Origin of the sequence: Peribacillus sp. RS7 (assembly GCF_041956845.1) — a bacterium.
Lineage (GTDB): Bacteria > Bacillota > Bacilli > Bacillales > DSM-1321 > Peribacillus.
Genome location: NZ_CP168135.1, coordinates 2,273,371 through 2,299,309 on the forward strand (window position 1 = coordinate 2,273,371; position 25,939 = coordinate 2,299,309).

General features: G+C 41.2%; 26 protein-coding genes. 13 read left to right on the plus strand and 13 right to left on the minus strand.

What is annotated here, in order from left to right; genetic code table 11:
• Window positions 1-45: 45 nt before the first annotated feature.
• The 5 genes from yhfH (ACDZ29_RS11685) to yhfH (ACDZ29_RS11705) are packed head-to-tail and all read right to left on the minus strand — an operon-like array spanning window position 46 to window position 863.
• A complete protein-coding gene (gene yhfH / locus ACDZ29_RS11685; protein ID WP_289318694.1) occupies window positions 46-186 on the minus strand; it encodes a protein YhfH in 141 nt (46 codons plus the stop codon).
• Between the two features lie 28 nt (window positions 187-214).
• Window positions 215-352: a protein YhfH gene (yhfH, locus tag ACDZ29_RS11690; protein WP_375090871.1), complete on the minus strand. Its 138-nt coding sequence runs from the start codon at window positions 350-352 to the stop codon at window positions 215-217.
• A gap of 27 nt (window positions 353-379) precedes the next feature.
• Window positions 380-517, minus strand: coding sequence for a protein YhfH (yhfH, locus tag ACDZ29_RS11695; protein WP_289318696.1), 138 nt, complete (start codon window positions 515-517; stop codon window positions 380-382).
• A gap of 29 nt (window positions 518-546) precedes the next feature.
• Window positions 547-684, minus strand: a complete 138-nt coding sequence (yhfH, locus tag ACDZ29_RS11700; protein ID WP_289323374.1) for a protein YhfH — start codon at window positions 682-684, stop codon at window positions 547-549.
• 44 nt (window positions 685-728) lie between these two features.
• Window positions 729-863 carry a protein YhfH gene (gene yhfH / locus ACDZ29_RS11705; protein WP_375090872.1) on the minus strand — a complete coding sequence of 45 codons (135 nt, stop codon included), beginning with the start codon at window positions 861-863 and terminating at the stop codon, window positions 729-731.
• A gap of 513 nt (window positions 864-1,376) precedes the next feature.
• Here yhfH (ACDZ29_RS11705) and ACDZ29_RS11710 point away from each other — a divergent pair.
• The 10 genes from ACDZ29_RS11710 (at window position 1,377) to ACDZ29_RS11755 (ending at window position 12,597) form a co-directional block, all read left to right on the plus strand.
• Window positions 1,377-2,267, plus strand: a complete 891-nt coding sequence (locus tag ACDZ29_RS11710; RefSeq protein ID WP_375090873.1) for a diacylglycerol/lipid kinase family protein — start codon at window positions 1,377-1,379, stop codon at window positions 2,265-2,267.
• A 306-nt stretch (window positions 2,268-2,573) separates the two neighbouring features.
• On the plus strand, window positions 2,574-4,607 hold the full coding sequence (locus ACDZ29_RS11715; protein ID WP_375090874.1) for a Na+/H+ antiporter: 2,034 nt from the start codon (window positions 2,574-2,576) through the stop codon (window positions 4,605-4,607).
• A gap of 117 nt (window positions 4,608-4,724) precedes the next feature.
• Entirely contained in the window at window positions 4,725-5,243 is a 519-nt protein-coding gene (locus ACDZ29_RS11720) for a GNAT family N-acetyltransferase (RefSeq protein ID WP_375090875.1), read from the plus strand.
• 197 nt (window positions 5,244-5,440) lie between these two features.
• Window positions 5,441-6,826: a protoporphyrinogen oxidase gene (locus tag ACDZ29_RS11725; RefSeq protein ID WP_375090876.1), complete on the plus strand. Its 1,386-nt coding sequence runs from the start codon at window positions 5,441-5,443 to the stop codon at window positions 6,824-6,826.
• Between the two features lie 171 nt (window positions 6,827-6,997).
• Complete coding sequence (locus ACDZ29_RS11730; protein ID WP_375090877.1) at window positions 6,998-7,540, plus strand: helix-turn-helix domain-containing protein; 543 nt, start codon at window positions 6,998-7,000, stop codon at window positions 7,538-7,540.
• A gap of 74 nt (window positions 7,541-7,614) precedes the next feature.
• On the plus strand, window positions 7,615-8,724 hold the full coding sequence (locus ACDZ29_RS11735) for an ABC transporter ATP-binding protein (RefSeq protein WP_289318704.1): 1,110 nt from the start codon (window positions 7,615-7,617) through the stop codon (window positions 8,722-8,724).
• Window positions 8,714-9,517, plus strand: coding sequence for an ABC transporter permease (locus ACDZ29_RS11740; protein ID WP_289323380.1), 804 nt, complete (start codon window positions 8,714-8,716; stop codon window positions 9,515-9,517). Before ACDZ29_RS11735 ends, ACDZ29_RS11740 begins: the two co-directional genes overlap by 11 nt.
• A gap of 1 nt (window position 9,518) precedes the next feature.
• Window positions 9,519-10,322, plus strand: coding sequence for an ABC transporter permease (locus tag ACDZ29_RS11745; protein WP_375090878.1), 804 nt, complete (start codon window positions 9,519-9,521; stop codon window positions 10,320-10,322).
• Window positions 10,319-11,392, plus strand: coding sequence for a PotD/PotF family extracellular solute-binding protein (locus tag ACDZ29_RS11750; protein ID WP_375090879.1), 1,074 nt, complete (start codon window positions 10,319-10,321; stop codon window positions 11,390-11,392). Before ACDZ29_RS11745 ends, ACDZ29_RS11750 begins: the two co-directional genes overlap by 4 nt.
• 314 nt (window positions 11,393-11,706) lie before the next feature.
• On the plus strand, window positions 11,707-12,597 hold the full coding sequence (locus tag ACDZ29_RS11755) for a peptidylprolyl isomerase (protein WP_375090880.1): 891 nt from the start codon (window positions 11,707-11,709) through the stop codon (window positions 12,595-12,597).
• A gap of 54 nt (window positions 12,598-12,651) precedes the next feature.
• On the opposite strand, the gene ACDZ29_RS11760 is transcribed toward ACDZ29_RS11755, so the two are convergent.
• On the minus strand, window positions 12,652-13,176 hold the full coding sequence (locus ACDZ29_RS11760; protein ID WP_375090881.1) for a YtxH domain-containing protein: 525 nt from the start codon (window positions 13,174-13,176) through the stop codon (window positions 12,652-12,654).
• A 167-nt stretch (window positions 13,177-13,343) separates the two neighbouring features.
• On the opposite strand from ACDZ29_RS11760, the gene ACDZ29_RS11765 reads away from it, so the two are divergent.
• Both ACDZ29_RS11765 and ACDZ29_RS11770 read left to right on the plus strand, forming a co-directional pair.
• On the plus strand, window positions 13,344-13,808 hold the full coding sequence (locus tag ACDZ29_RS11765; protein ID WP_375090882.1) for a MarR family winged helix-turn-helix transcriptional regulator: 465 nt from the start codon (window positions 13,344-13,346) through the stop codon (window positions 13,806-13,808).
• On the plus strand, window positions 13,809-16,925 hold the full coding sequence (locus ACDZ29_RS11770; protein WP_375090883.1) for an MMPL family transporter: 3,117 nt from the start codon (window positions 13,809-13,811) through the stop codon (window positions 16,923-16,925).
• A 116-nt stretch (window positions 16,926-17,041) separates the two neighbouring features.
• On the opposite strand, the gene ACDZ29_RS11775 is transcribed toward ACDZ29_RS11770, so the two are convergent.
• From ACDZ29_RS11775 to nagA, 4 genes are all read right to left on the minus strand, one after another.
• Window positions 17,042-17,764, minus strand: coding sequence for an SIS domain-containing protein (locus ACDZ29_RS11775; protein ID WP_375090884.1), 723 nt, complete (start codon window positions 17,762-17,764; stop codon window positions 17,042-17,044).
• Between the two features lie 83 nt (window positions 17,765-17,847).
• Window positions 17,848-18,570, minus strand: a complete 723-nt coding sequence (locus ACDZ29_RS11780) for a GntR family transcriptional regulator (RefSeq protein ID WP_289323384.1) — start codon at window positions 18,568-18,570, stop codon at window positions 17,848-17,850.
• A 15-nt stretch (window positions 18,571-18,585) separates the two neighbouring features.
• The gene (nagB, locus tag ACDZ29_RS11785; RefSeq protein WP_375090885.1) at window positions 18,586-19,320 is read right to left on the minus strand and encodes a glucosamine-6-phosphate deaminase; all 735 of its coding nucleotides are present in this window, start codon (window positions 19,318-19,320) and stop codon (window positions 18,586-18,588) included.
• Window positions 19,320-20,498 (minus strand): N-acetylglucosamine-6-phosphate deacetylase, encoded by a 1,179-nt coding sequence (gene nagA, locus ACDZ29_RS11790; protein ID WP_375090886.1) that lies wholly within the window; start codon window positions 20,496-20,498, stop codon window positions 19,320-19,322. Before nagA ends, nagB begins: the two co-directional genes overlap by 1 nt.
• A 311-nt stretch (window positions 20,499-20,809) precedes the next feature.
• Here nagA and nagE point away from each other — a divergent pair, with 311 nt between their 5' ends.
• Window positions 20,810-22,720, plus strand: coding sequence for an N-acetylglucosamine-specific PTS transporter subunit IIBC (gene nagE, locus ACDZ29_RS11795; RefSeq protein WP_375090887.1), 1,911 nt, complete (start codon window positions 20,810-20,812; stop codon window positions 22,718-22,720).
• A gap of 378 nt (window positions 22,721-23,098) precedes the next feature.
• Here the strand turns inward: nagE and ACDZ29_RS11800 are convergent, their stop codons facing one another.
• From ACDZ29_RS11800 to ACDZ29_RS11810, 3 genes are read right to left on the minus strand one after another with little or no spacing between them, the layout of a single operon-like run.
• On the minus strand, window positions 23,099-23,896 hold the full coding sequence (locus tag ACDZ29_RS11800) for an ABC transporter ATP-binding protein (RefSeq protein WP_375090888.1): 798 nt from the start codon (window positions 23,894-23,896) through the stop codon (window positions 23,099-23,101).
• A gap of 15 nt (window positions 23,897-23,911) precedes the next feature.
• Entirely contained in the window at window positions 23,912-24,934 is a 1,023-nt protein-coding gene (locus tag ACDZ29_RS11805; protein WP_375090889.1) for a FecCD family ABC transporter permease, read from the minus strand.
• Complete coding sequence (locus tag ACDZ29_RS11810) at window positions 24,927-25,934, minus strand: FecCD family ABC transporter permease (protein WP_375090890.1); 1,008 nt, start codon at window positions 25,932-25,934, stop codon at window positions 24,927-24,929. The genes ACDZ29_RS11805 and ACDZ29_RS11810 overlap by 8 nt, the downstream gene beginning before the upstream one ends.
• Window positions 25,935-25,939: the final 5 nt, after the last annotated feature.

Here is a 25,939-nt window from a genome sequence, read left to right on the forward strand (position 1 = left end):
GACATCAAAATGGCCTTTATAGCTTTTTGATGTCAGCATCTTTTTTTAATATTCATCTTTTTTGGAAAGGCAGTGGTCACATTCCAAGAGGTAGGACTCTGCTTGTTCAGTGATATGAGTGCCGCATTCCGTACATTGTTTAGGTGGCAGTGACCTGAAGAATTCCAATGGGTTTTTAGTTTGCATGATGGTTCCTCCTTATGATTTGGTTTAGTTAGTCTTCGCGTTTGGAAAGGCAGTGGTCACATTCCAAGAGGTAGGATTCAGCTTGTTCGATGATATGGGTGCCGCATTCCGTACATTGTTTAGGTGGCAGTGACCTGAAGAATTCCATTGGGTTTTTAGTTTGCATGATGGTTCCTCCTTATGATTTGGTTAATTAGTCTTCGCGTTTGGAAAGGCAGCGGTCACATTCCAAGAGGTAAGATTCAGCTTGTTCGATGATATGGGTGCCGCATTCCGTACATTGTTTAGGTGGCAGTGACCTGAAGAATTCCAATGGGTTTTTAGTTTGCATGATGGTTCCTCCTTTTTGAATTGGTTTAATTAGTCTTCGCGTTTGGAAAGGCAGCGGTCACATTCCATTAAGTAGGATTCGGAGTGTTCAATAATATGGTCACCGCACTCAGGGCAATTTTTAGCAGGGATATTGTTGAAAAATTCAATGGATTTTTTCAGTTGCATGATGATTTCCTCCTTTATAATGTTCTTTATTTTTTTCAACCGAATTATTCTTCACGTTTGGAAAGGCAGCGATCGCATTCCAACAGATAGGAATCTGAGTGGTCCACATGTGTTTCACCACATTCAGGGCAATATTTAAATGAATCGACTATGAATGAATCTGATTGATAATCTTGCATGTCTCGCCCCCCTCTTTATAGTACAGTTATTGTTGTTTGTTTGTTGTTATAATACAGTATATACCCGAATTTGGAAAATGTATAGGTATTTTACAGAAAATTTGAAATTTATTTCATAAAGAGTCTGAAAACCCTATAGAGAAGGGGTTTATCAGCTATTATTCTTTGTGTTTTTCTTCATGGTAAGGAGGGATTTGAATAGAAAATTCATTTTACAGATGAAAAAAAATACGAAGGAGCGAAAGGGACAGACAATTTTCAATTGATATGAATAGGTGTAATTGTAACAGATGTAGAACAGGAAGATCAGTGATCAATGAATGCCTGTTTCACAGGTCATGTAACAATAAGAGCTTGTTCTAAAATGACAGCAAACCGTCTAAACTGAAGCGATAATATGAAAGTTACTGGAAAACTTCTTTATTCAACAATCAGAAAAATTGTCCGTTTGGTTTTAGTACTTCAGTAAAGAGGTAACTTGCTAATAGAAGTACAAATAATGGGAGGTAGCATATGTCGAAAGTGATGATTATCATAAATCCATCTTCAGGTAAGGAAAAGGCAGGAAAGATTTTGCCGAAAGCGGAAAAGACGCTTGGTGATATTTATGATGAGGTGTCCGTTCGAAAAACGGAAGGAGAGGGGGATGCTACGGGTTTTGCTATGGAAGCCTGTGAAGAAAGGTTCGATGCTGTCATTTCCATGGGTGGGGATGGAACGGTGAACGAGATAGTGAATGGCTTGGGCGAGCAGCAACATCGGCCAATTTTCGGAATCATTCCACTAGGAACCATTAATGATTTTGCTAGATCATTGGGTATACCCATGGATCCCGATGCAGCTATTGAGATACTAAAGGATATGCATATTAAGGAATCGGACATAGGGAAGATCAATGATCGTTACTTCATGAATGTGTTGGCAGTAGGGGCAATCGCCGAGGCTACCTATAATGTGTCCGTTGAACAAAAAACCCGACTGGGGTCTTTTGCATATTTCATTGAAGGAGCAAAAGCAGTCATTAAAAAGAATCCGTTTCCTTTAACGGTTGAACATGATCAGGGCAGGTGGATGGGCGAGGCTCATTTACTGATTGCGACAATGACTAACTCTGTCGGGGGTTTCGAACAACTTGCACCGGAGGCGGAAGTGAATGATGGAAAGCTGCACACATTCATCATTAAGGATTTATCTCTTCCTCTTATCGTCAAGATCATTCCCAGTTTAATGAGGGGAGAGATCAAAGGACATGATGAGGTTGAATATATTCAAACATCCAAGCTCCATTTATCCACAACAGAGGAACTTGCAGTCAATATAGATGGTGATGAAGGCTTTCTTCTTCCTTTTAAGGCGAATGTACTGCACAAACATCTTCGTCTGTTTGTCCCGGGAACAAAATGAGCGTGTTAGTGCCAACTTGTTATGTGGGTCATATTTTTCACAATGACCATTGTCATTATCATGTGGGAAAAGCTGATTAGGATAGCCAATCATTTTTTTCCATTCAATAGACGGTCACCATATTTTCCGATGTAAATCCGTTGAGGTATTGGGTTGATTTTGTATTCATAAGGTCCTTTGCTTATATAAAAAGCATCATTATTCAGGAGGGTTCTAGGTTAGAATAGTTAATGCATGAATGGTTGGGTATAAATATGTTACGCTTATAGTTATGATAATAGATGAGAGAGGAAGTTTGATGTTTGTATGGAGTTTTTCCTTGTTATATTAGCCCTTCTTATATTGATTGGAGTGTCTAATGTAATTAACCATTTTATACCTTTTATACCTGTACCATTAATACAAATAGCACTAGGTGTCATACTGGCACTTTTACCCTTGGGTATGCATGTTGAGATGGAGACGGAATTGTTTTTGCTGTTATTCATCGCGCCCCTTTTATTCAATGATGGCAAAAATGTACCCCGCACAGCGCTATGGAAGTTGAGAGCACCCATTCTAATGCTTGCACTGGGCCTAGTATTCATAACGGTTTGGGCAGGCGGGTATCTAATTAATTGGATGATTCCATCGATTCCATTGCCGGCAGCATTTGCTTTAGCTGCCATTTTGTCACCTACAGATGTAGTGGCAGTAAGCGCTTTGGCGAGTCGGGTTAAGCTGCCTAAGAGCATTATGCACCTTCTCGAAGGAGAGGGGCTAATGAATGATGCCTCAGGTCTGGTTGCCTTCAAGTTTGCCGTAGCAGCTACAGTCACTGGTGTTTTCTCCTTAGTCGACGCAACCTTCAGTTTCATATGGATTGCAATTGGTGGGTTTGTAGGTGGAGCAGTACTTGCTTTCGTCATAATCAGGCTTCGTGTATTTCTTCGCCGCTTAGGGATGGAAGACGTCACGATGCATATGTTGATCCAAATCCTAACTCCTTTTATTATTTTCCTCGCTGTGGAACATTTCCACCTTTCTGGGATTTTAGCGGTCGTGGCTGGGGGAATTGTCCATGCCATTGAACGAGATCGGGAAATATCACCAACTGTAGAACTTCAGGTCGTTTCAAAGAGTACATGGTCCGTCATTTTATATGTATTGAATGGACTTGTATTCGTTTTGCTTGGCTTGCAAATCCCAAGCGTTGCGAAGACTATCTTTCAAGATCCAGCCTTCAATAATGGACAAGTGCTCCTTTATATCGTGATCATTACACTTTTCCTCTTCGCTTTACGATTCATTTGGCTTACGGCTGCCTGGTCGATTGGTTGGATGACGAAAAAAGCAGGCGCCCAAAAACCAGACTTCAAAGCGGCCGGAATCATTACCATTTCCGGTGTTCGCGGAGCTGTAACGTTAGCGGGTTCGTTCTCGATTCCATATGTATTGGCAGATGGAAGTCCTTTTCCTGAGCGTTCGTTAATCATCTTCATTGCAGCAGGCGTCATATTGCTGACCTTGATTGTTGCGAGTGTATTTCTGCCAATCGTAGCACGATCCGAAGAGGAGGATGTAGTGGACAAGCAGGCTGACAAAACGAAAGCTGCTGCCATTCACACACATCAAGCGGCCATCCGGGTGGTTGAGTCCCAAATGACAGATGAAAACCGTGAAGCGGCTTTATCGATTATTTCGAGGTACTGTTCAAAGATCAATGAATTGTCCTATGTAGAACAGGAGAAAGAGCCAGCTGCATTAAGAGAAGAAGAGAAGGTCCTTCGCTTCAAGGCCCTTGAAGCAGAGGAAAGATTCCTTGATAAACTTATTAAGGATGAAAAAGTGGATCGGGAGACGGCGTATATATGCAAGGAATACATCCAGCGTATGGAAGGCGCGGTCACAAACCGAATGAAATTCCGTTTTTTCAGGACAGTAACGCTTTTCAGAAGAAGTATGCTGAGGGTTTTTAAATTATTTTTCCCTAATAAAAGTGAAATAAGAAGGATCAATATAGAAAGATTGGAAAAGGTGAGAGACCTTAAAATCAGGATGTACAAAGCCGCCATCCAAGAGATGCAAGCGGGTATCACTTCTGAAAATCATGAGACATCTTCGATGATCATAGAAGAGTATAAAGTGTTGATTTTAAAATGCAAACGGGAAAATAGAGGCCGAATCCCTAGTAAAATGGTCGATTATGAAAGGGAACTATTTTATAAAGCGATTCAGGCGGAGCGGGACGAAGTGCAGGATATGTTTGAAAAACGACAAATTTCCCGTGATGTTGCCAATATACTCCGACAGCAAATCAATTTACGAGAAGCACTGACAATCAATGAAAACACCCATTGATTGACTTAAGGAGCGCTGCCGAAATATCCGGCAGTGCTTCTTCCCGTTAGGGGAGGGATTATAAGAGGAGGCATAGAATCTTTAAGTATCCAATAATTGATGAAAGTGGTGTGCCCAATGGAACAGGACAAGGAAATCAAGACCGTTACCTTAACGCCTTATTTACCGGAACATCTTCACGAGCTTTCCCAGTTTTATTTACCGGATACACAAACCCCTTTTTCAGCTCTGCCCGAAGAGTCACTGAAATATTGCCGGGAAGATTGTGACAGGCATCCTATCGTAATATTGGTTGAGGGTATCCCAGTTGGCTTTTTCGTTTTACATATTGGCGAGACCATCACCCCTTTCACCAACGATAAAAAAGCGATATTACTCCGTGGATTTCTTGTTGATCAAAAGCATCAAGGTAAAGGAGTTGCAATGAAAGCTTTGCAAATCCTTCCGGAATTCGCAAAAGGGATTTTTCCAAACAAGGATTCGATCATTCTGGCAGTGGACGTCATGAACGTGATTGCAAAAACGCTTTATGCGAAAGCGGGGTATCAGGATACAGGGATTCAAAAAGAAGGCAGAAGCGGGTTGATGGAAATAATGGAGTATAGATTAGATACGATGAACAAGGATATGGAATAAGAAACGGAACAAGGATATGGAATAAGAAACGACAAATTGGCATGTAGCCTTTTCCAAAGAGGAGAGGTCTTTTTTTGTCCAATTTGTTACAGGTTTCATTACGAAACTAATGATTTAGAAGGGCCGTTTTTAATATTGCTGCTGCCTTATGGTACACTTTACTTAATGAAAATTTCGTTAATCGAGGTGTAGTCCTAATGAAAACAATCGTAGTCGTAGGTGGAGGCATTACCGGTTTATCAACCATGTATTATTTACAAAAAACGGCTAAAGCGAACAGTCTCTCCGTACGATTGATATTAATAGAAGGAAATGAGAAATTAGGCGGTAAAATCAGGACAGTGCATGATGGTCCTTTTAAAATCGAAGCGGGTGCCGATTCGATTGTCGCAAGGAAGCAAAATATAGTACCATTTCTTGAAGAATTGAACCTAGAGGACCAAGTTGTCTATAATGCGACGGGAAAATCATTTATCCATACGGATGGCATGCTGAAGGGAATCCCGGAAGATGCCTTATTCGGAATTCCAATGAGCCTGGAGTCCCTGGCGAAAAGTGATCTGGTTTCCGCACAAGGGAAGGTCGACGCCTTAAAGGATTTCTATACAAAAAATGAGACGTTTACGAAAAATGACTCAATCGGTTTATTCCTTGAAAGTTTCTTAGGTAAGGAATTGGTGCAAAAACAGATATCACCTGTCCTATCGGGTGTTTATTCAGGGAAATTAAATGAATTGACCATTGCCAAAACACTGCCTGAGATGCTGGATTATAAAAATGAATATGGCAGTATAATACGCGGTTTATCGGAAAATAAGCAGAAATACCAAAGCAAGGGAAATAGGAAGTTCCTTTCGTTTAAAAATGGCTTATCGGCATTGATTGAACGTATTGAGGAGAGCCTCGATATGGTGGAAATTTTAAAAGGGATCAAGGCAGAAAAAATTAGAAAGAATGATCAGGGGTATATCATTTCATTGGCAAACGGTGAAAAGCTGGAAACGGACTTCATTGTTTTGAGTACACCGCATACAGCTGCCCAGAAACTATTGGGTGATCGGGAGTTGGATCAAGACTTCTCTGGCTTGATCAATAGTTCAATGATTAGCGTTTATCTTGGATTCGATATCCCGGACAGTAAGCTTCCTAAAGACGGGACTGGTTTCATTGCAGGTGATAATAGTGATTTGATCTGTAATGCATGTACCTGGACAAGCCGGAAATGGGAGCATACTTCTGAAAACAGTCAGCTTTTAGTAAGGCTTTTTTATAAAAGCTCAAGTCCGGAATATGAACGATTACGGTCCCTTACAAACCAGGAATTAATTCAGGTGGCTTTACGCGACATTAAAAATAGTTTAAGTATTTCTGGAACTCCAATTACAAGTGAAGTGACGAAATGGCATGAAAATATGCCAAACTACCATATAAAACATCCTCAAATCGTTCAATCCCTGGAGGCGAAAATCTCCGAGAATTATCCGAATGTTTTACTTGCGGGCTGTTCATACAATGGTGTTGGAATCCCGGACTGTATTGCAGATGGCGAAAAGAAAGCGCAAGAGATTTATCTGAAGTTGTAAAAGAAGGACTGCCAGTAGGCGGTCCTTTTTTCATGCATTCCTGGAACTTTCAATTGAAGTTTCCAGTATTTCCTGTATAATAATATTCGTAAAATTAAACTGGAAGTTTACTTATATAAAACTTTATCTACTATGGGTTTACTATAAGTAAACCAATTGAGGGTAAATAGGATGCAAATTGGAAAAAAAATTAAAAATCTTCGCTTGAAAAAAGGATTGACCCAGGAAGAATTGGGGGAAAGAACTGATTTAAGCAAAGGGTATATTTCACAGTTAGAAAGGGATCTCAGTTCCCCTTCAATTGAAACTCTTTTCAACATTTTAGAAGTACTCGGCTGCAAGCCGAAGCAGTTCTTCGATGAAGAGGATCACGTCCAAAAAGTGGTGTATGAAGAAGAAGCGCAAACATTTTTCATAGATGACGAACGAGGGTATCAAATTCAGTGGCTCGTGCCTGAATCGAATGAGAAGGAAATGGAACCGATTCGCTTGACTCTTCAGGAAAAAGGGGAGTTCAAACAATTTGAACCATCCTTGTCGGAAACATTCGGTTATGTATTAAACGGAAGAGTCATTGTAAAGCTTGGTACTCATGCTTATTCCGTCAAGGCAGGGGAATCGATTTATTTTCATGCTTCAGATGAACATCAAATCATCAATGATTTTAAAGGTCCATCCGAGTTATTGCTAGTGGTGACGGAATCCTACTTGTAGAATTCAAGACAAATGCATTGGTTCATTTAAGGTAAAGATGGATGAAGTAAGGGAATGGAAAGAGGGAAGTAGCTATGGCAAACGGGAATATAATACGCTTCGATCAGGTTACGAAGCAATTCGATGATGATACGATAGTTCTCGATAATGTTAGTTTTGAAATCGAGAGAGGGAAGTTCTATACGCTCTTGGGTCCTTCCGGCTGTGGGAAGACCACGATCCTTCGCTTGATTGCTGGATTTACGGAGGCATCCAAAGGTGATATTTACTTTGAAGGAAAAAGGATCAATGATGTACCAGCCAATAAAAGGCAAGTAAATACGGTATTTCAAGATTACGCACTTTTTCCGCATTTAAATGTGTTTGAAAATGTAGCATTCGGCCTTCGGATCAAGAAAATGAAAAATACGGAAGTGGAAAAAAAGGTGAAGGAAGCCCTTAGCTTTGTTAATTTGGAGGGTTATGATAAACGGGAGATCAGGGAAATGTCCGGTGGTCAACGGCAAAGGGTAGCGATTGCCAGGGCGATTGTTAATGAACCGGCAGTCATCCTTCTGGATGAACCGCTATCTGCCCTCGATTTGAAATTGCGTACAGAAATGCAATATGAATTGCGGGAGCTGCAACAAAGACTTGGAATCACGTTTATCTTCGTCACTCATGACCAAGAGGAAGCATTAGCGATGTCAGATGAGATTTTTGTCCTTAACAAAGGGAAAATTCAGCAAAGTGGGACCCCTACGGATATTTATGATGAACCGCTGAATCGATTCGTTGCCGATTTCATCGGTGAGTCTAATATTGTAAAAGGAAAAATGATTGAGGATTACCTCGTGGAATTCGTCGGCAGACAGTTCGAATGTGTCGACCAAGGATTGAACAGTAATGAAGCTGTCGATATTGTCATCCGCCCGGAAGATTTAGAGATAACTTCCGTCGATCGCGGAAAACTGCAAGTTCGGGTGGACTCCCAGCTATTTCGCGGTGTTCATTATGAAATCAGCTGTTATGACCATGATGGAAATGAATGGCTTGTCCAATCAACGAAAAAAGTGGCGGTGGGAGATGAAATAGGTCTTTATTTCGATCCAGAATCGATTCATGTCATGCGATTGGGTGAAACTGAAGAAGAATTCGATAAGCGTTTGGAAGCGTATCATGATGGGGAAAGTCATGCAGAATAAAATATCCCGGAATATTTACTTCATACCCTATGTCTTATGGATTGCTTTATTCGTGATTGCACCCATTTTGTTAATCCTTTACTATTCCTTCTTTGACATTGAAGGCAATCTCTCTTTGATTAACTATCAAAAGTTCTTTACGCCAGTATATTTAAAAATGACTTTAAGTTCATTTTGGTATGCTTTCCTGATTACGGGAATATCCCTTTTAGTGGCTTACCCGACAGCATATCTATTAACGAAAACCAAGCATAAGCAGTTGTGGCTTTTGCTGATTATCGTACCTTCCTGGATCAATTTACTTTTGAAAGCTTATGCCTTCATTGGTATTTTTGGCACGTATGGTGTGGCGAATGGTTTTCTGGAGGCTGTAGGGATTGGAAAGCAGCAGATTCTCTTTACGGATTTCAGCTTCATCTTCGTTTCGGTTTATATTTTCATCCCGTTTATGATTTTACCGATATTCAATGCGCTTGATAAAATGAATCCAACCCTTTTGGATGCGGCCAACGACTTGGGAGCGTCCCGATGGATGACATTCCGCCGCGTCATTTTTCCATTGACGTTAGATGGTGTGAAGACGGGATGCCAGGTAGTCTTCATCCCGGCACTTTCATTGTTCATGCTTACAAGGCTGATTGCCGGTAACCGCGTCATTACGCTTGGTACGGCTATCGAGCAGCACTTCCTTGTGACACAGGATTGGGGCATGGGTTCCACTATCGCGGTATTTTTGATTATTATAATGTTCCTGATTATGTTTGTAACGGGTAACCGAAAGCAGGGTGTGTAAATTGGGCAATAAATTATCACCAATATCAAAAGCGTTTCTCGTGTTGATTTTTCTCATACTCTATGCACCGATTTTCTTTTTAGTCTTTTACTCTTTTAACAGCGGTGGAACGATGTATGATCTTAAAGGGTTCACGATGGAGTGGTACAAAGAGCTATTCCAAGATACAAGGCTGTTGATCATTGTATTGAATACACTTGTGATCGCTTTATTATCTGCACTGATCGCCACTATCATAGGGGTGATAGGGGCCATTGGAATTCGGTCCTTTACGAGCAGTAAAGCTAGGAATACGGTATTGTCATTGAATAATGTATTGATTGTCAGTCCCGATGTCATCATCGGTGCCTCCTTCCTGATTTTATTCACAATGGCCGGGATCAAACTTGGATTCTACTCGGTACTGTTGTCGCATATAGCTTTCAGCATCCCGATCGTTGTGCTGCTGGTCCTTCCGAAACTTCAAGAAATGAGCCCTACCTTAATTGATGCGGCCCGAGATTTAGGGGCAAGCCGGTGGGATGTATTGACGAAGGTCATCCTGCCATACATCTTACCAGGTATCTTTGCTGGTTTTTTTATGGCATTGACTTATTCCCTTGATGATTTTGCGGTTACGTTCTTTGTGACCGGTAATGGCTTTTCCACTCTATCTGTGGAAATCTATTCATTGGCCCGCCGTGGAATTTCATTGAATATCAATGCCCTATCGACACTGCTATTCGTCGTGACACTACTGTTGGTTGTCGTTTATTACTATATAACTCAACGTGTAAGGCAAACGGGAATGGGGGGGAAACGATGAAAAGGCTGGTCCAAATGTTTTTGATCATATCCCTTGTATCCGTTTTGCTGCTATATGCGATTTCCAGATTGAATTCATCGCAGGGGTTTACTAGCAGCAATACGCTTACCATCTATAATTGGGGCGATTACATCGATACGGATCTAATCGACCGTTTTGAAGAAGAAACAGGTATAAAGGTCATTTATGAGACGTTCGATTCCAATGAGGCAATGATGACGAAAATCGAACAGGGCGGTACGACTTATGATATTGCCATTCCGTCTGAGTATATGATCGATAAGATGAGGCAAGAGGACTTACTGGTTCCCTTGGATCATTCCAAGCTACCAAATTTGAAAAATATCGATGAGCGATTCATCAATCTGCCATTCGATCCGGAGAATAAATATTCCGTGCCGTATTTTTGGGGAACGGTTGGAATTGTTTACAACTCCAAGATGCTCGGTGGCAAAGAGATAACGGCTTGGGCGGATTTATGGGATAAAGATTTAAAAAATGAAATCCTTTTGACGGATGGGGCTAGAGAAGTGATAGGCATGGGACTGAACTCTTTGAACTATTCATTGAATGATATAGATGAAGAACACCTTCAAGAGGCAAAGTCCAAGCTTGATGCACTCACCCCGAATATTAAAGCGATCGTTGGAGATGAAAGCCGCATGCTATTGGAAGCCCAGGAAGCGCCGATTGGTCTTGTTTGGTCTGGAGTTGCCTCTGAAATAATGGCTGAAAATGAAGATCTCGAATACGTAGTACCAAAAGAGGGGTCCAATTTATGGTTTGATAATATGGTCATCCCGAAAACAACCAAAAATGTCGATGCGGCTCACCAGTTCATCAACTTCATGCTGGACCCGAAAGTTGCAGCACAGAATGCTGAATATGTAAGCTACTCGACACCTAATAAGGAAGCGTTGAAATATATGCCTGAAGAAGTGGTGAAGGATGAACGTTTCTATCCATCACCGGAAATGACAAAGAAACTGGAAGTATACGAAAACCTTGGCAAGAAAAACTTGGCCCATTACAATGAACTCTTCCTTGAATTTAAGATGCATCGTAAATAAAACGAAAAAGCATGGTGTAAAGGAATTCCCCTTACACCATGCTTTTTTCTGGTTTTGACGAGATTTTCTCCCACAGCTTCACCTCTGTAACCTATATGGTCAAAGTCAATATAACGGTATAATTTAGATTGATACTGTATAGCAATGTAAGTTGGTAGCAGGTCAGTTTTTTAGTAATACTCTAAAATTTCAGTGGGGATATAAGTATGTTAGTATAATGATTGAATTAATGCATACTGCAGGTGGAATTAAAATCTTAAGGATTAATTAATATTCCCAAGCTATGATAATAGAAAAAATAAGGGAGACTATTCATGAAACTATTAAGAAGCACGAAGGCATATGTTTGGGCAGGGAGCATTTTAATCATTGCCGGGATCATGGCTTTTGCGATGATTTCGTCCACGGATAAGACAATGGCAAGTATAGATGGTGAGAAAATCAATAAGGATGAGCTGTATGACGCGCTTATTGCAGGGTACGGAGCAGATACTTTAGACCTGTTAATTACGAATAAATTGGTTGAATTGGAAGCGGAAAAAGAAGGAATTAAAATTAAGGATGAAGAAATCCAGAAAGAAATCGATACGATGGTTGAGTCCTACGGTGATGAAAAGGCATTAAAAGAGCAATTGGAAGCAAGCGGTTCGTCCATGGAAGCCTTGAAAAAGGACATCGTGGTTTATCTGCAAACGAAAAAACTGATTGAGCCGAGAATTACCGTGACAGACGATGAAATCAGTACGTATTTTGAGGATAATAAAGATACATTTGCACAAGCGGAACAAGTGGAGGCTAGTCATATTTTAGTCGAAGACGAAAAAACGGCTAAAAAAGTTGCGAAGGAAATTGCAGACGGCGGTGATTTCGCTAAATTGGCAGCTAAATATTCCACTGATACAGAAACGGCAGATAAGGGTGGAAGCTTGGGGTATTTTGGGAAAGGTGATATGGTGGATGAGTTTGAAGATGTTGCCTTTGATCTTGATATCGATAAAGTCAGTGATCCAGTCAAATCCGATTATGGTTACCACATCATAAAGGTAACCGGTAAGAAGGAAGCAAAAAAAGCTAATTTAGAAGACAGTAAAGAAGTGATCAAGGAAACACTGATTTCTGAAAGATTACAAGAGGAATATCCCGTTTGGTTAGCTGAAGTGAAAAAGGACCATGAGATAACGAATAAACTAGAGGGTTCTGAATAAGGTTATTAAATGATATAAAAAAAGCTGGGGCATATTGCCTCAGCTTTTTTTATATTAAAAGTTGGATGAAATGGATTTTTTATTGGATAAACCTGATTGGGTAACGACTTCATCACTCTCTTTTTCACCTTTTTTATTATCGGATTTCAATGATTGTGATGGCGTTTCTTTCAGTTGTTTACCGGCAACGACCACTTTTGAACTGATGTCTTTTAATTCACTTGTTGCGTCCTTAGCTGTACCAAGGGCATTAGTGGAGATATCCTTTACTTCTGAAACTTTACCCACCACGTCTTCATTGACAGTTTCATATAAGGTTTCAACGTCGTTGATGGCTTCTTTAATCGTCTCTGTTGCCCCTTTGACTCCTGATACCATCTGTTCCTTCATTTCGCCGGGATTTTCCTTGACCTGTTCAATCATATTCATGGAGTTGTCTTTTAAAATGACGGCTGAACGCTTCACTTTATTTCTTGTGTTGGAGTCAAGCAAGGTCAACGCACCACCAACAAGTCCCCCGATTAGAATCCCTTTTAATAGTTTGCTATTCGTTTGAGTTTCGATAGTTGTTTGAGTCATTTATATTTCCTCCTTAAGAATAGTAGATTGTTTGCTTACTTTGGTTTTCCCTTATTTACCATAAGTTAAACTGGAAATAATAAACTTTCATGGGATTGACGAAATAAATAAAACAATAGTAAGCTACATATAGTTAAATGACTGAACTACTTTTGTGAGGTGTAACGATGACTAATGAAAAAGTTTCCGAATTGATTGATCGATATATGAAAGTCTCCTTCTATGTAAATAAGATGGGGGAACTTTTAATAAAAGATCAGATTTGTGATGTGCTGACGAACGAACAATACTATACTTTACGGTTCATTGAACAACAACGGTTATGTACTTCGACGGAAATCAGTGATGCCTTTTATATTAATAAGAGTGCCGTCACTTCCAATATCAACAGGCTGGAAGGCAAAGGATTGATAGAACGGGAACAGGACCTGGTTGACCGGAGGGTCTTTCACTTGAAGCTTTCCAAAGAGGGGAAAGCATTGTTACAGGAAACGGAAAATAAGATTCATAAATTGGTAGAGAGCATCTTGACGAAGTTCGATTATGAAGAGATCGTTAGATTCCTTGATACATATGAGAAGCTGGCACAAATTTTCATTCAAATGAAGAATGAGGAATGGGAGGAAATATAAATGAGGGGAATCATAAAGGGAAGATGGCTGGTCATTATCGCTTGGGTTGCAATTACGGCAGGTTTATTGTTTGCGGCACCGAATATGGCGGACCTTGTCCGGAATAAGGGACAGCTGGATGTACCGGCAGAGTATTCCTCTGGGATGGCCAATGAGCTAATGAAAGAGATCCAGGATAAGGATGAGTCACAAGTGGCTCTCGTATTTCATGGTGAAAAGAAGTTGTCTTCCTCGGAATTGAAAGAGATTGAAATAGCGATCCAAAAGCTTGAAAAGAATAAAGCGGAGCTTGGCATCAAAGAGGTCATGACCCATTTTAATGAGCCCTCGCTAAAAGGTCAGTTGGTCTCGGAGAATGAAACCACGGTTTTGACATCCATCACGATGGTCAAGGGTGACCGAGAAGCTAAGGAAGCGATCGATTCCCTTTATAAAGAGTTGAAGGAAGTGGATGTCGAGCATTATTACACAAGCAGCTGGATGATCGATGAAGATCTTAATGCCAATTCCCAAGAGGGGCTTAAGAAAACTGAAGGCATCACGGTTGTCTTCATTCTGGCGGTATTGCTGATAGTCTTCCGTTCAGTGGTGACACCGATCATTCCGTTGGTAACAGTCGGCTTCACATATTTATGTTCACAATCCATCGTCTCATTCCTGGTGGATAAATGGGACTTTCCGATTTCGTCTTACACCCAAATATTCCTGGTTGGTATTTTATTTGGAATCGGGACTGATTATTGCATACTGCTGCTTAGTCGCTTCAAGGAGGAGCTATCGTCACAGGAGTCCTTACCTGAAGCGATCATGGAAACATACCGAACTGCCGGTAAGACTGTATTCTTCAGTGGGCTGACCGTAATGATTGGCTTTGCGGCAATAGGTTTTTCTACTTTTAAGCTCTATCAATCTGCGGCGGCCGTTGCCATAGGGGTTTTCATTTTAATGATCGCCCTTTATACGATCGTTCCATTTTTCATGGCGGTTCTTGGCAAAAAGCTATTCTGGCCGGCAAAAGGGAAGCTTGCGCATAGTGAAAGTAAACTATGGGGAATGCTCGGTAACTTCTCCTTGAACCGCCCATTGTTGGCGCTAATGATCGTTGCAATCGTCTGTGTTCCTTTTTTGGTTATGTATGATGGGGAAATTTCTTATAACTCCCTTGAAGAAGCGGGTGATGATGTTCCTTCCATCATGGCATTTAATATCATTTCCGATGAATTCGGTCCCGGACAATCGATGCCAACACAGATTGTCATCAAAAATGACGAACGTATGGATTCGGAAGATTACGTCGCACTTGCTGAAAAAATCAGCCAGGAAGTCGTCAAGGTGGATGAAGTCGATGTAGTTCGTTCCATGACCCGCCCGGCAGGTGAACCGATTAAGGACTTATTTGTCGCGAATCAAGCCGAAACTTTGGAAAAGGGTATCGGGGAAGGAAATGAAGGCATTAAACAAATAAGTGAGGGGTTAAAAACGGCAGGCAGTGAGCTTTCCGATTCAGGGCCGCGCTTGAAGCAAGCGACGGACGGTATAGGGGGTCTCATATCCGGGACCAATGAATTAAAAAGTGGCGTAGGTCAGGTCGAGAAGGCGTTAACAAGCATTGAAGCAGGCATACGCGATGGGTCTTCAGGGACTGGTGACATAAAAAACGGACTGAATGAGGTCAAGGCAAATCTGGAGAAGCTCGCCACCGGAAGCGGACAGCTCCTCGAAGGCTATAAACAATCAGCTAATGGGTTAAGTGAGCTCACAGGGGGCTACAAAGAGATTCAAACTAACCTTACGGGCGTATCACAAAGCCTTGCTGGTTTAAATACTTCCTTTGAGCAAATGGAAGCCACTCATCCAGAATTACAGGCTGATCAGTCCTATCAAACGATCAAGCAAACCGTACAAGGGGCACAGGGTGGCTTGGAGCCCATGGCAGCAGGCCTTTCCGAACTCAATAGGAGTCTTGGTACAGTGTCCGGCGGTTTGAATACAGCGAACCAAAGTATGGCAAATATCGTAAAGGGTCAAACCTCTCTTGGGGAGGGCCTGAACCAATTGATTTCAGGTGTTGACACTTTACAAAGAGGCCTAAGCACCATGGCCAATGGTCAGGGTGAAGTCATAAATAATCTGTCAGGATTTAAAGGAGGACTTACCAGCTTAAGTAATGGGCAGCAAGAACTCCTAAATGGTTTTTCAAGCCTCGGCGGGCAACTTACTGATTTGACAGATGGATTGAATGAAAGTGCGGATGGACTGAATGAAGTCCATGATGGACTATCATCTGCACAGGGTTATTTATCAGGGCTGGCAAAAACGGATAAAACGGTAACAGGTATGTACATTCCAAAAGAAGTAGTGGAAAGCGAAGAATTCAAGGAAGCATTGAACGCGTATTTATCTGAAGATGGTAAGATCATGACCATGGATGTGGTATTCAAGGCGAATCCATATTCCAATGAAGCAATCGAGCAAATCGATTCGATTGAAGCAACCGTTGAAAGAGTAACGAAAGATACAAAGCTAGAAAATGCGCAAGTGGCGATAGGCGGTATCACAAGTACGCATCATGACTTGGGAACGATGTCTGAGGAGGATTTTTCCCGGACGGTCGTTTTGATGCTGTCGGGTATAGCAATCATTCTCTTTTTCATGCTCCGATCCCTGGTCATGCCGATATATTTGATTGTTTCGCTCGTTTTGACCTATTATACAGCGGCAGCCATTACAGAGTTGATTTTTGTTAATATTCTCGGTTATGCAGGCATCGGCTGGGCCGTTCCTTTCTTTGCATTCGTCATCTTGATTGCTCTTGGCATTGACTATAGCATTTTCTTGATGGATCGCTTTAACGAATGGAAAGATAAGCCGGTCAAGGAAGCGATGTTACTATCCATGAGGAAAATGGGAACGGTGATCATCTCGGCAGCCGTAATTCTTGGCGGAACTTTTGCTGCCATGATGCCAGCAGGCGTATTATCGCTATTGGAGATTGCCACTTTAATATTGGTGGGGCTTGCTTTATATGCGTTTGTCATATTGCCATTGTTTATTCCAGTGATGGTTGCGACGTTTGGAAATGCGAATTGGTGGCCGTTTTTAAAAAATAAGGAATAAAGGGAAGTACCTTTAAACTAAAGAAGGCATCCGCATGGATGCCTTCTTTAATATTTCATCGTGACTGCTTTATGAGGAACATAAAAGCTTATGTATTCCTTTTTGGCTAAACCGATTCACAATTGGGGGATTCTTGTTTTATATTTCGCGATGATCTTTTGATTGTGTTCATCGGCCCCTTCGATATTACTGCTTAGGAATACGGGAGGGGTTTCCCCCGATTCAATAATCGTTTGGATGACTTGCGTAAAAATCATATTGAGGAGAACGGCCCCGATCACGGTCGATCCAGAACCAAAAGATATATTATTTGATTTCAGTAATGTGTCACCTTTGGAAATATGATTATCTATGACCAAATCAACGACATCGTGAAGATAATGCTTCTGTTTATGCCGTGAAAGACAACTTTTTGCATATTCCGGTGATGTTAGTCCAATGACAAAGGCCCCTTTTTCTTTTGCGAGTGTCGCGACATCAATGGGAACGGGATTCACGCCAGATGATGAAATGACGATACAGATATCACCAGGACGGATATCCTCATCATGCATGAATTTCTCTGCTAGGTCATTTTGCCGTTCAAGTTGGGAGGACCTTGATGCACCCTTAAAAAGCATCAAATCTTCAACGAAAATAGGACGAATCGCGGCTAACCCACCTGCCCGGTAGAATACCTCTTCCGTCAAAATATGAGAGTGTCCGCTTCCGAATAAATGGATGACTCCATCCGACATCACTGCTTTTGAGATATGTTCCACGGATTTCTTAATTGAATGCTTTTCCTCTTCTCCCACAATTGTGAGTAACGCCTGCACTTCTTCAAAGTATGAGTTCATATATGTGCAACCTCCGATTTACCTTTGGCATTAAAGACTTTAGTGATGAAATTTGCCCTTGTTTTATATCCGAAAAATTCAAGTTATCTGGTTATGGTGATAGTGAACTTATACCTGTCCGCACGATAAGCCGATTTAACATATTCAAGGGGAGTTCCATCTATTAGGAACGTATTCCTTTGAATGAATAATATGGGTGAGTGCTTTGGAATCGCTAAATGGGTGACTTCTAATTCAGATGCAATCGATGATTCCAATGTTTGTGTAGCATAATCTATTTTAAGTTTTACGTAATTCTCCACATATTGGTAAAGGGAATGGTTAATGATTTCTTCCGTTAACCCTTTAATTAAATTAGCAGACATGTACACGGTCTCGAGTGCCATTGGAACATCATCAGCCAACCGAATGCGTTTTATTTCATAAACGGGTGCATGAAGGGAAATGAGCAATTCACTGGCAATTTTCTTATCAGCCGGAATGATTTCAAAACTTAGCAGCTTACTGCTTGGATTTAATCCCCTGGCCTTCATATCCTCTGTAAAACTGGTCAATCCATTGAGCTGCTGCTCCAACTTTTTATCGGCAACAAAGGTTCCCCTGCCTTTTTGACGGTATAAGTATCCGTCATTAACCAAGTTATTTATGGCTTGCCGGACGGTCATTCGGCTAATTTCGAACTGCTCCGCATATTCACGTTCAGATGGAAGGGCATTGTGCGCTTGGAACTCACCGTTTTCTATTTGTCTTTTTATTTGTTCTTCGATTTGAAAATAAATCGGAAGAGGTGAGTTTTTATCAATCATCGACTTTCGCTCCTTTTAGGGAATTATCACTCCGGATAACGCTTTTTGGTCTGCGATAATTGTAACACTATTATGTTTTTTTAGGATAGATGCAGGGAATTCCTCTGAAATGTCACCGTGTATCAATTTCTTTAAGGTTTCGGCTTTTTCTTCACCGGATATCAGCAGCAGAATTTCTTTACTCTTCATGATTGTTGAAATGCCCATCGTAACGGCATGTGTGGGAACTTCGTCTAGGGAGTCGAAATAACGTGCATTTGCCTGGCGCGTTGAATCTTCAAGTGTCACGACATGTGTACCGGATGTGAAAGAAGTTCCAGGTTCATTAAAACCAATATGGCCATTTTGCCCAATACCAAGTATCTGAAGGTCGATTCCTCCCACGGAATCAATCATTTCGTCATACCGTTTACATTCTCCAGAGTTGTCATCGGCTGTGCCATTCGGAAGGTGAGTGCGCTCTTTATTTATATTGATGTGAGTGAATAAGGAGTCATCCATATAGTAATGATAACTGTTTGCATCATTTGGACTTAAGCCGATATACTCATCAAGATTGAAAGACGTTACATTTTCATATGAAGTATTATTGCTCATGTGATCTTCAATCATATTATCGTACATCCCTTTAGGGGTACCGCCTGTTGCAAGGCCCAATTTGATATCCGGATTTCCTTTGACTTTTCCGATTACTATTTCAGCTGCTGTCCGGCTCATTTCTTCATAGTCCTGCACTTTAATGATATTCATTATACATTCTCCTTTTTAAAAGCTAAATTACCTCTACAGAACGTCATTTCAACGTCCAATCGGTCATTCAATATTACAAAATCGGCGTCTTTGCCGACTTGGATGCTTCCTTTTCTGTCAAAAATCCGAAGCTGCTTGGCAGGGTTTTCTGCCGTCATTTTTATAATGTCAGTCATGGAACAATCGGTATATTTTAAGGTGTTTTTAATGGCATCGTTCATTTTCAATATACTGCCGGCTAGTGTACCGTTTGAAAGCGTTGCTTTCGTTTCGTTAACATACACAGGCTGGCCACCTAAATCATAGGTACCTTTTTCTAGCCATTTTGCACGAAGCGAGTCCGTTATCAAAATCATGCGTTCACTGGTAATTTGGTTATATGCCAGCTTCACCATTTCCGGCCTGCAGTGAATGCCGTCAGCAATAAGTTCAACATATAGCTCGTCTCGAAGATAAGCAGCTCCCAAAACACCAGGTTCGCGGTGATGGAGTCCCCGCATCCCATTATAAAGATGTGTAACGTGGGTAGTCCCTGCTTGGATTGCTTCATCAATTTGGTCATATGTTGCATCTGAATGTCCAATGGAAGCGACGACGCCAGTTTCCCTTAAGTGAGCGGCAAGATCTAATCCGTTTGGTTGTTCAGGAGCAAGCGTTACAAGCTTGATTTGATTTTCGGCCATTTCCTGCCACCTTTTAAATAGAGTGACATCAGGGTCAACGATATGCTCTTCAGGCTGTGCTCCTTTACGGACCGGTGAAATGAAAGGACCTTCTAAATGGATCCCAACTATTTCAGCGTGTTCTTGTGTTTGATTTTCGATATATTTACCAGCATTAAGAAGTGCTGATTCAATGGCTTGGGTAGATTGAGTCATTGTAGTGGCCAGAAAGCTGGTGGTTCCTTCTTTAGGAAGAGTCTCTGCCATTGTGGATAAAGCTTCATGTGTGGCATCCATTGCATCGGAATTGGATGCTCCGTGAATATGAATGTCAATCGCACCGGGAATTACCTGATAATCCGGTGAAAGAGTAATTACCTTGGCATCATCGTCCTGTTTGCATTGGCTGACTGGACCAACTTCGGCAATTTTTCCATCCACGACTTTAATATACCCATTTTGGTATGTTTCCTTTTCGCTATGAACTGTTAGATTATTAATAATGAATGTTTTCATACATAATCTCCTTTATGAAAGTAAAACTTAATGAATGAGTCATGAAGTGGTCTCATATATTTTGCCCTCATTTTATCGTTTTTATTAAGGGTTGTCTAGACCAGTTAGGGTGTATCATGAATAAAAAAGATATTTTTGCTTTATTTTCGAAGAAAATAGTATGTTTTCAAGTAAATTGGTATAGACATCTATATATTTTCTGTGCTAGTATAAGCCAAAGAAAAGTTATTATATTGATAAAATGAAAACGCTTTATACGTCTTTTCGTTCTGCTGAATTAAAAGAAGTTAGGAACAAGGGAGATGAGTTCGATGTTAAATTTTTTACAAAAAATTGGGAAGGCTTTAATGTTACCGATTGCTGTTTTGCCAGCAGCGGCTTTATTGCTTCGTTTAGGGCAACCTGATTTACTTGATATTCCATTTATGGCTGCCTCGGGACAAGCTATTTTTGATAACCTTGCCATATTGTTCGCTTTAGGTATAGCGATTGGATTATCCAAAGATGGAAGCGGTGCTGCGGCATTGGCAGGTCTTGTTGGTTACTTTGTTTTAACGAATGGTACAAAAGCGATTAATGAAGATATTAACATGGCTGTTTTAGGCGGTATTATATCGGGTATAGTTGCCGCTCTTCTATATAATAGATACTCCGACATAAGACTCCCAGAATGGCTTGGATTCTTTTCAGGGAAACGATTCGTCCCGATAATCACTTCGCTTGCGATGATTATACTTGCAGGAATATTCGGTTTTGTTTGGCCGCCGATTCAAGACGTAATCAATAGTGTTGGAGACTGGATTACAGGTGCAGGGGCATTGGGTGCCGGCGTATTCGGCGTATTGAATCGCTTATTGCTTCCAGTAGGATTGCATCATGTCTTGAATAGTATGGTTTGGTTCGTTTTTGGTGAATACAATGGAGCGACAGGTGATATAAATCGTTTCTTCGCAGGGGACCCGACAGCTGGTCCCTTCATGACCGGCTTTTTCCCGATCATGATGTTCGGTCTTCCAGCAGCAGCATTAGCGATGATCGCAGCTGCTAAGAAAGAGAAACGTAAATTGGTGACGGGGATGCTTGTTGGGTTAGCTTTCACTTCTTTCTTAACAGGAATCACTGAACCGATTGAATTTCTGTTCATGTTCATCGCACCAGTATTATATGTAATACATGCCCTTTTAACCGGTGTCTCTCTGGCACTCGCCGTTATATTGGATATCCATCATGGTTTTGGATTCTCTGCAGGAGCCATTGATTATTTCTTGAACTTTGGTATTGCGCAAAAACCACTTTGGTTAATACCAATTGGATTGATTTACGCGGCAGTTTACTTCGTGATTTTCTATTTTGTCATCAAGATCATGGATTTAAAAACACCTGGCCGTGAAGACGATGAGGAAGATGTGGAAGAAGAAACTATTGTGAAAACAGGGGATAAATATACCGATATGGGATCGCTTTTCATTCAAGATCTTGGTGGTAAAGAGAATATAAAGCTAATTGATAACTGTGCAACACGCTTGCGTTTACAAGTGGCCGATTCAGGAAATGTGAATGAAGCAGCCTTAAAACGGCATGGTGCGCGCGGTGTAATGAAGTTGAATAAATCAAGTGTGCAAGTCATTGTTGGAACGAATGTTGAATTCGTTGCAAATGCAATGAAACAACTTGTCAAGAATGGCGTCGATTCAAGCCAAGTGAGAACAGGTCCATCTGCACAAGTGGCAGAGGAAAGAGTGGAAGAGAACCAAGCTTTGGGTGCAAATGACTTTGTCCTTCCGATTGAAGGAACCGTGTTACCGATAGAACAAGTTCCCGATCAAGTGTTTGCGATGAAAATGATGGGGGATGGCTTTGCTATCGAGCCAGTCAATGGAAAACTAGTATCCCCAATCGATGGGGAAGTGCTAAGTATCTTCCCGACAAATCATGCACTGGGATTGAAAATGGATAATGGTCTGGAAATTCTGATCCATGTTGGCTTAGATACAGTTAAATTAAATGGAGAAGGGTTTACATCTCTTGTGCAAGAAGGTCAAAGGATAACAAAAGGAACACCTCTTTTGGAAATTGATTTAGATTTCATAAAGCGGAATGCTCCATCTACGGTCACTCCTATTATATTCACTAACTTACCTGAGGGAACGGCAGTGAAATTACAAAAGGCAGGGATTCAGAAACAAAATACAGCAGGTATAATCCAGTTGGAAAAACTATGAATTTGTAAAAAAAGGGGTGTCGACTTGTCGACATCCCTTTAACTTTAGACTGTAGACAAACTCAAAGAAAAGCGAGTTTGCCTGCGGTTTTTTTTATCGCTTGTACAATTTGGATGTTGATTTCCGCTCAAGAAACTCGCTTTCCGCGGGCGGTCGTGGAGCCTCCTCGGCTTGCGCTTGCGGGGTCTCCCCTAGACGCGCTTTCCCCGCAGGAGTCTCGCACCTTTCTCTCCAATCAACTATGTTATAAAATTCAGATGGAAACCATACCTGAGAAATTGGAGGTGTTGGTTTGGGTCAGTTGATTCGGGAATATCATTTGATGAAATATACCCACTTTTAGAGTCACAACTTTTAAATGGATGAAACGGCTTCTTTCTAGACTTCTTGCTGTGATAAATTGTCATAACCAAAACAAACGGGAGCCCCATTGGCAGGATCTATCATGACCCTTGCATTAATACGAAAGACTTCTTCTAAAACGGCTGGTGTAATGATTTCGCCCGGGGTTCCGATTTTAACGATTTCTCCTTCCTTCATTGTTATGATTTCATGTGAAAACCGAGACGCATGGTTGATATCATGCAGTACCATCACGATGGTTTTTTTTTGTTCCCTGTTAAGTCTCTCAACAATTTGTAAAACTTCCAGTTGGTGAGCCATATCAAGGTAGGTGGTAGGTTCATCTAGTAATAAAATCTCCGTTTGCTGTGCTAAAGCCATTGCTAGCCAAACTTTTTGTCTTTGACCACCGGAAAGATTTGCGATCTGCCGGTTTCGAAATGAAAGGGTTTTTGTGATATCCATGGCCCATTCAATCGTTTCTTTATCTTCTTTCGTTAGTTTATTTACATTATTGCGGTGCGGATACCTTCCATATGAAATAAGTTCCTCTACCTTCAATTGGGCTGGTGCAACCGGGTTTTGGGGAAGTAATGCCAAGTGCTTGGCAATCTGTTTGGTATGGATCTTATGTAATTCCTGACCTTGCAAATAAACGGTTCCGCTCTTTTGTTTTAGAATACGGCCTATTGTTTTCAGTAATGTGGATTTACCACATCCATTCGGACCGATGATGGTCGTGACCAGTCCCTTTTTTATTTCCAAATTCAAGTCTTTGAATACCGTGAATTTCTCGTAATTCGTTTCCAGATTTTCCATACGGAGAATACTCACTTATCATCTCTCCTTCTATGCTTTTGCTTTAATTAATAAATAGAGAAAATATGGGACACCAATAATTGAAATGACTATCCCAACTGGCAATTCAGAGGGTGAAAAAACGGTTTTTGCGATAAAGTCGGATAGGATGACCAGTAATGCTCCGACTGCCCCAGATACGGGGATGACTTGATTGTGATGGATTCCTACAAGATGCTTGGATATGTGGGGAGCCATTAAACCTACAAATCCAATATTGCCCGATACGGAAACACAGGCGCCCACTAATCCGATGCTACAGAGCAAGAGGATGATTGTTTCCCTTTCCACTGAAATCCCCAAACTTTTTATACTCGATTCTTCCAATTGATACAAATCCAGTAAATACGCTTTTTTCTTAATAATGGGGATCAAGATTATCATCCAAGGTAGCATGGAAGCGATGTATTTCCAATTAGCATCATAAATCGTTCCAGAGAGCCAAACCGTTGCCATTTCGAAATCCGTGGAATTCATTTTTAATGATAAATATAAGGAAAGGGATCCAAAAGCTGAGCCAATGGCGATACCGGTCAATAAAAGCCTGCCCGTATCGAGTGTCCCATTTTTCCACGAAAAAAGGAAAATCAATAGGGCGGCCAAAAGACCGCCAACCAACCCGAACAACGGTAAGCTCATAATGGAGAACCAATCCGGACTGCCGTTATGACCTTGATAGAAAAACATGAAAATGACAATGGCCGTACCAGCCCCGGCATTAATACCCAAGATCCCCGAATCGGCCAATCCATTTTTCGTCACGCCTTGGATGACGGCTCCGGCAATTCCTAAACTCAGTCCCACCAAACCGGCGATTACAATGCGGGGGAGCCTGAAATCAAAGATGACCAAATCATAATCGGACATTGGATTCACCCTGAATAATGTCTGAAAAACAGCTTTGATGGTCATGTCGAATGTACCGCTTATTAAGCTGAAATAACTTGAAACAACGATTAAACATACAATGATTGTCATCGTGATGGTGAATCGCCACCGTGAATTCTTATCCATTCTTTTCTCCTCCTCTAGTTCTGATTAAGTACAGGAAGAAAGGGATTCCAATCAAGGAAGTAACGACTCCTATGGGGGTTTCGAATGGGTAATTGACAAACCTGCTCAATACATCGCACAGAGCTAAAAAAACGGCACCGATTACACCTGCACATGGAATGACCCACTTATAATCTATCCCAATTAAAAAACGGGTAATGTGAGGAATGATAAGCCCAACAAAGCCGATTTTCCCTACTAGGGCAACGGCAATTCCTGTTAAACATATGACGGAAAGGAGGGCCGCTGCTTTTACCAGCTTTGTGCGTTGACCTAAATTGATCGAAATTTCATCGCCTAAAGATAAAATGGTAATCGACTTAGAAATGCATAGAGCAAGGATGATTCCCACCATTCCACAAGGAATCGCCAATTTTAGTACATTGGGATCGATCTGGTGCAGCCTGGAGTTGTACCAAAAACTTACATTTTGGGAAATTTGGAAATAGGATGCTATGGCAGCCGAAATACTACTTAGAAATGTCCCGATGACGGTTCCGATTATGGCCAATCGAACGGGGGATAATCCATTTGGAAGCAGCGATCCAAAACCAAATACAATCCCGGCCCCCAATGCAGAACCAATCATGGAAAAGAGGATCATTTGGAAAGAAGACATACCCGGAGCAAAAACCATACAAAGTGTAATCATGAAAGCTGAGCCATCAGTCACTCCCATAATTGAAGGGGATGCAAGATAATTTCTTGTCATCCCCTGCATGAGTGCTCCTGATATGGCTAGAAATGCCCCAACGAGGAGGGCACCCAAAACTCTAGGCAAGCGAGAAGCCATAATGATGGTATGGTCGACGTTGCTAGAGTCATAGTGGAAAATCGCATTCCATACCGTTATGGAATCTATATTTTTGGCACCGTATAAAATGGACAAAACGATCGATATACAAATTAATAGAGGTGCCATACAAAGAATTATTATTGGTAATGAATTTGTTTTTGCCATATCAT

What these genes read in the sequence shown, in the direction of transcription:
- ACDZ29_RS11810 (WP_375090890.1), bottom strand. Translation starts at nt 25,934, where the DNA reads ATGGCAAAAACAAATTCATTACCAATAATAATTCTTTGTATGGCACCT.
- ACDZ29_RS11765 (WP_375090882.1), top strand. Translation starts at nt 13,344, where the DNA reads ATGACTAATGAAAAAGTTTCCGAATTGATTGATCGATATATGAAAGTC.
- ACDZ29_RS11740 (WP_289323380.1), top strand. Translation starts at nt 8,714, where the DNA reads ATGCAGAATAAAATATCCCGGAATATTTACTTCATACCCTATGTCTTA.
- ACDZ29_RS11710 (WP_375090873.1), top strand. Translation starts at nt 1,377, where the DNA reads ATGTCGAAAGTGATGATTATCATAAATCCATCTTCAGGTAAGGAAAAG.
- ACDZ29_RS11755 (WP_375090880.1), top strand. Translation starts at nt 11,707, where the DNA reads ATGAAACTATTAAGAAGCACGAAGGCATATGTTTGGGCAGGGAGCATT.
- ACDZ29_RS11760 (WP_375090881.1), bottom strand. Translation starts at nt 13,176, where the DNA reads ATGACTCAAACAACTATCGAAACTCAAACGAATAGCAAACTATTAAAA.
- nagB (WP_375090885.1), bottom strand. Translation starts at nt 19,320, where the DNA reads ATGAATATCATTAAAGTGCAGGACTATGAAGAAATGAGCCGGACAGCA.
- ACDZ29_RS11720 (WP_375090875.1), top strand. Translation starts at nt 4,725, where the DNA reads ATGGAACAGGACAAGGAAATCAAGACCGTTACCTTAACGCCTTATTTA.
- nagE (WP_375090887.1), top strand. Translation starts at nt 20,810, where the DNA reads ATGTTAAATTTTTTACAAAAAATTGGGAAGGCTTTAATGTTACCGATT.
- ACDZ29_RS11725 (WP_375090876.1), top strand. Translation starts at nt 5,441, where the DNA reads ATGAAAACAATCGTAGTCGTAGGTGGAGGCATTACCGGTTTATCAACC.
- nagA (WP_375090886.1), bottom strand. Translation starts at nt 20,498, where the DNA reads ATGAAAACATTCATTATTAATAATCTAACAGTTCATAGCGAAAAGGAA.
- ACDZ29_RS11715 (WP_375090874.1), top strand. Translation starts at nt 2,574, where the DNA reads ATGGAGTTTTTCCTTGTTATATTAGCCCTTCTTATATTGATTGGAGTG.
- ACDZ29_RS11735 (WP_289318704.1), top strand. Translation starts at nt 7,615, where the DNA reads ATGGCAAACGGGAATATAATACGCTTCGATCAGGTTACGAAGCAATTC.
- yhfH (WP_375090871.1), bottom strand. Translation starts at nt 352, where the DNA reads ATGCAAACTAAAAACCCAATGGAATTCTTCAGGTCACTGCCACCTAAA.
- ACDZ29_RS11775 (WP_375090884.1), bottom strand. Translation starts at nt 17,764, where the DNA reads ATGAACTCATACTTTGAAGAAGTGCAGGCGTTACTCACAATTGTGGGA.
- ACDZ29_RS11780 (WP_289323384.1), bottom strand. Translation starts at nt 18,570, where the DNA reads ATGATTGATAAAAACTCACCTCTTCCGATTTATTTTCAAATCGAAGAA.
- yhfH (WP_375090872.1), bottom strand. Translation starts at nt 863, where the DNA reads ATGCAAGATTATCAATCAGATTCATTCATAGTCGATTCATTTAAATAT.
- ACDZ29_RS11730 (WP_375090877.1), top strand. Translation starts at nt 6,998, where the DNA reads ATGCAAATTGGAAAAAAAATTAAAAATCTTCGCTTGAAAAAAGGATTG.
- yhfH (WP_289318696.1), bottom strand. Translation starts at nt 517, where the DNA reads ATGCAAACTAAAAACCCATTGGAATTCTTCAGGTCACTGCCACCTAAA.
- ACDZ29_RS11770 (WP_375090883.1), top strand. Translation starts at nt 13,809, where the DNA reads ATGAGGGGAATCATAAAGGGAAGATGGCTGGTCATTATCGCTTGGGTT.
- yhfH (WP_289323374.1), bottom strand. Translation starts at nt 684, where the DNA reads ATGCAACTGAAAAAATCCATTGAATTTTTCAACAATATCCCTGCTAAA.
- ACDZ29_RS11750 (WP_375090879.1), top strand. Translation starts at nt 10,319, where the DNA reads ATGAAAAGGCTGGTCCAAATGTTTTTGATCATATCCCTTGTATCCGTT.
- ACDZ29_RS11805 (WP_375090889.1), bottom strand. Translation starts at nt 24,934, where the DNA reads ATGGATAAGAATTCACGGTGGCGATTCACCATCACGATGACAATCATT.
- yhfH (WP_289318694.1), bottom strand. Translation starts at nt 186, where the DNA reads ATGCAAACTAAAAACCCATTGGAATTCTTCAGGTCACTGCCACCTAAA.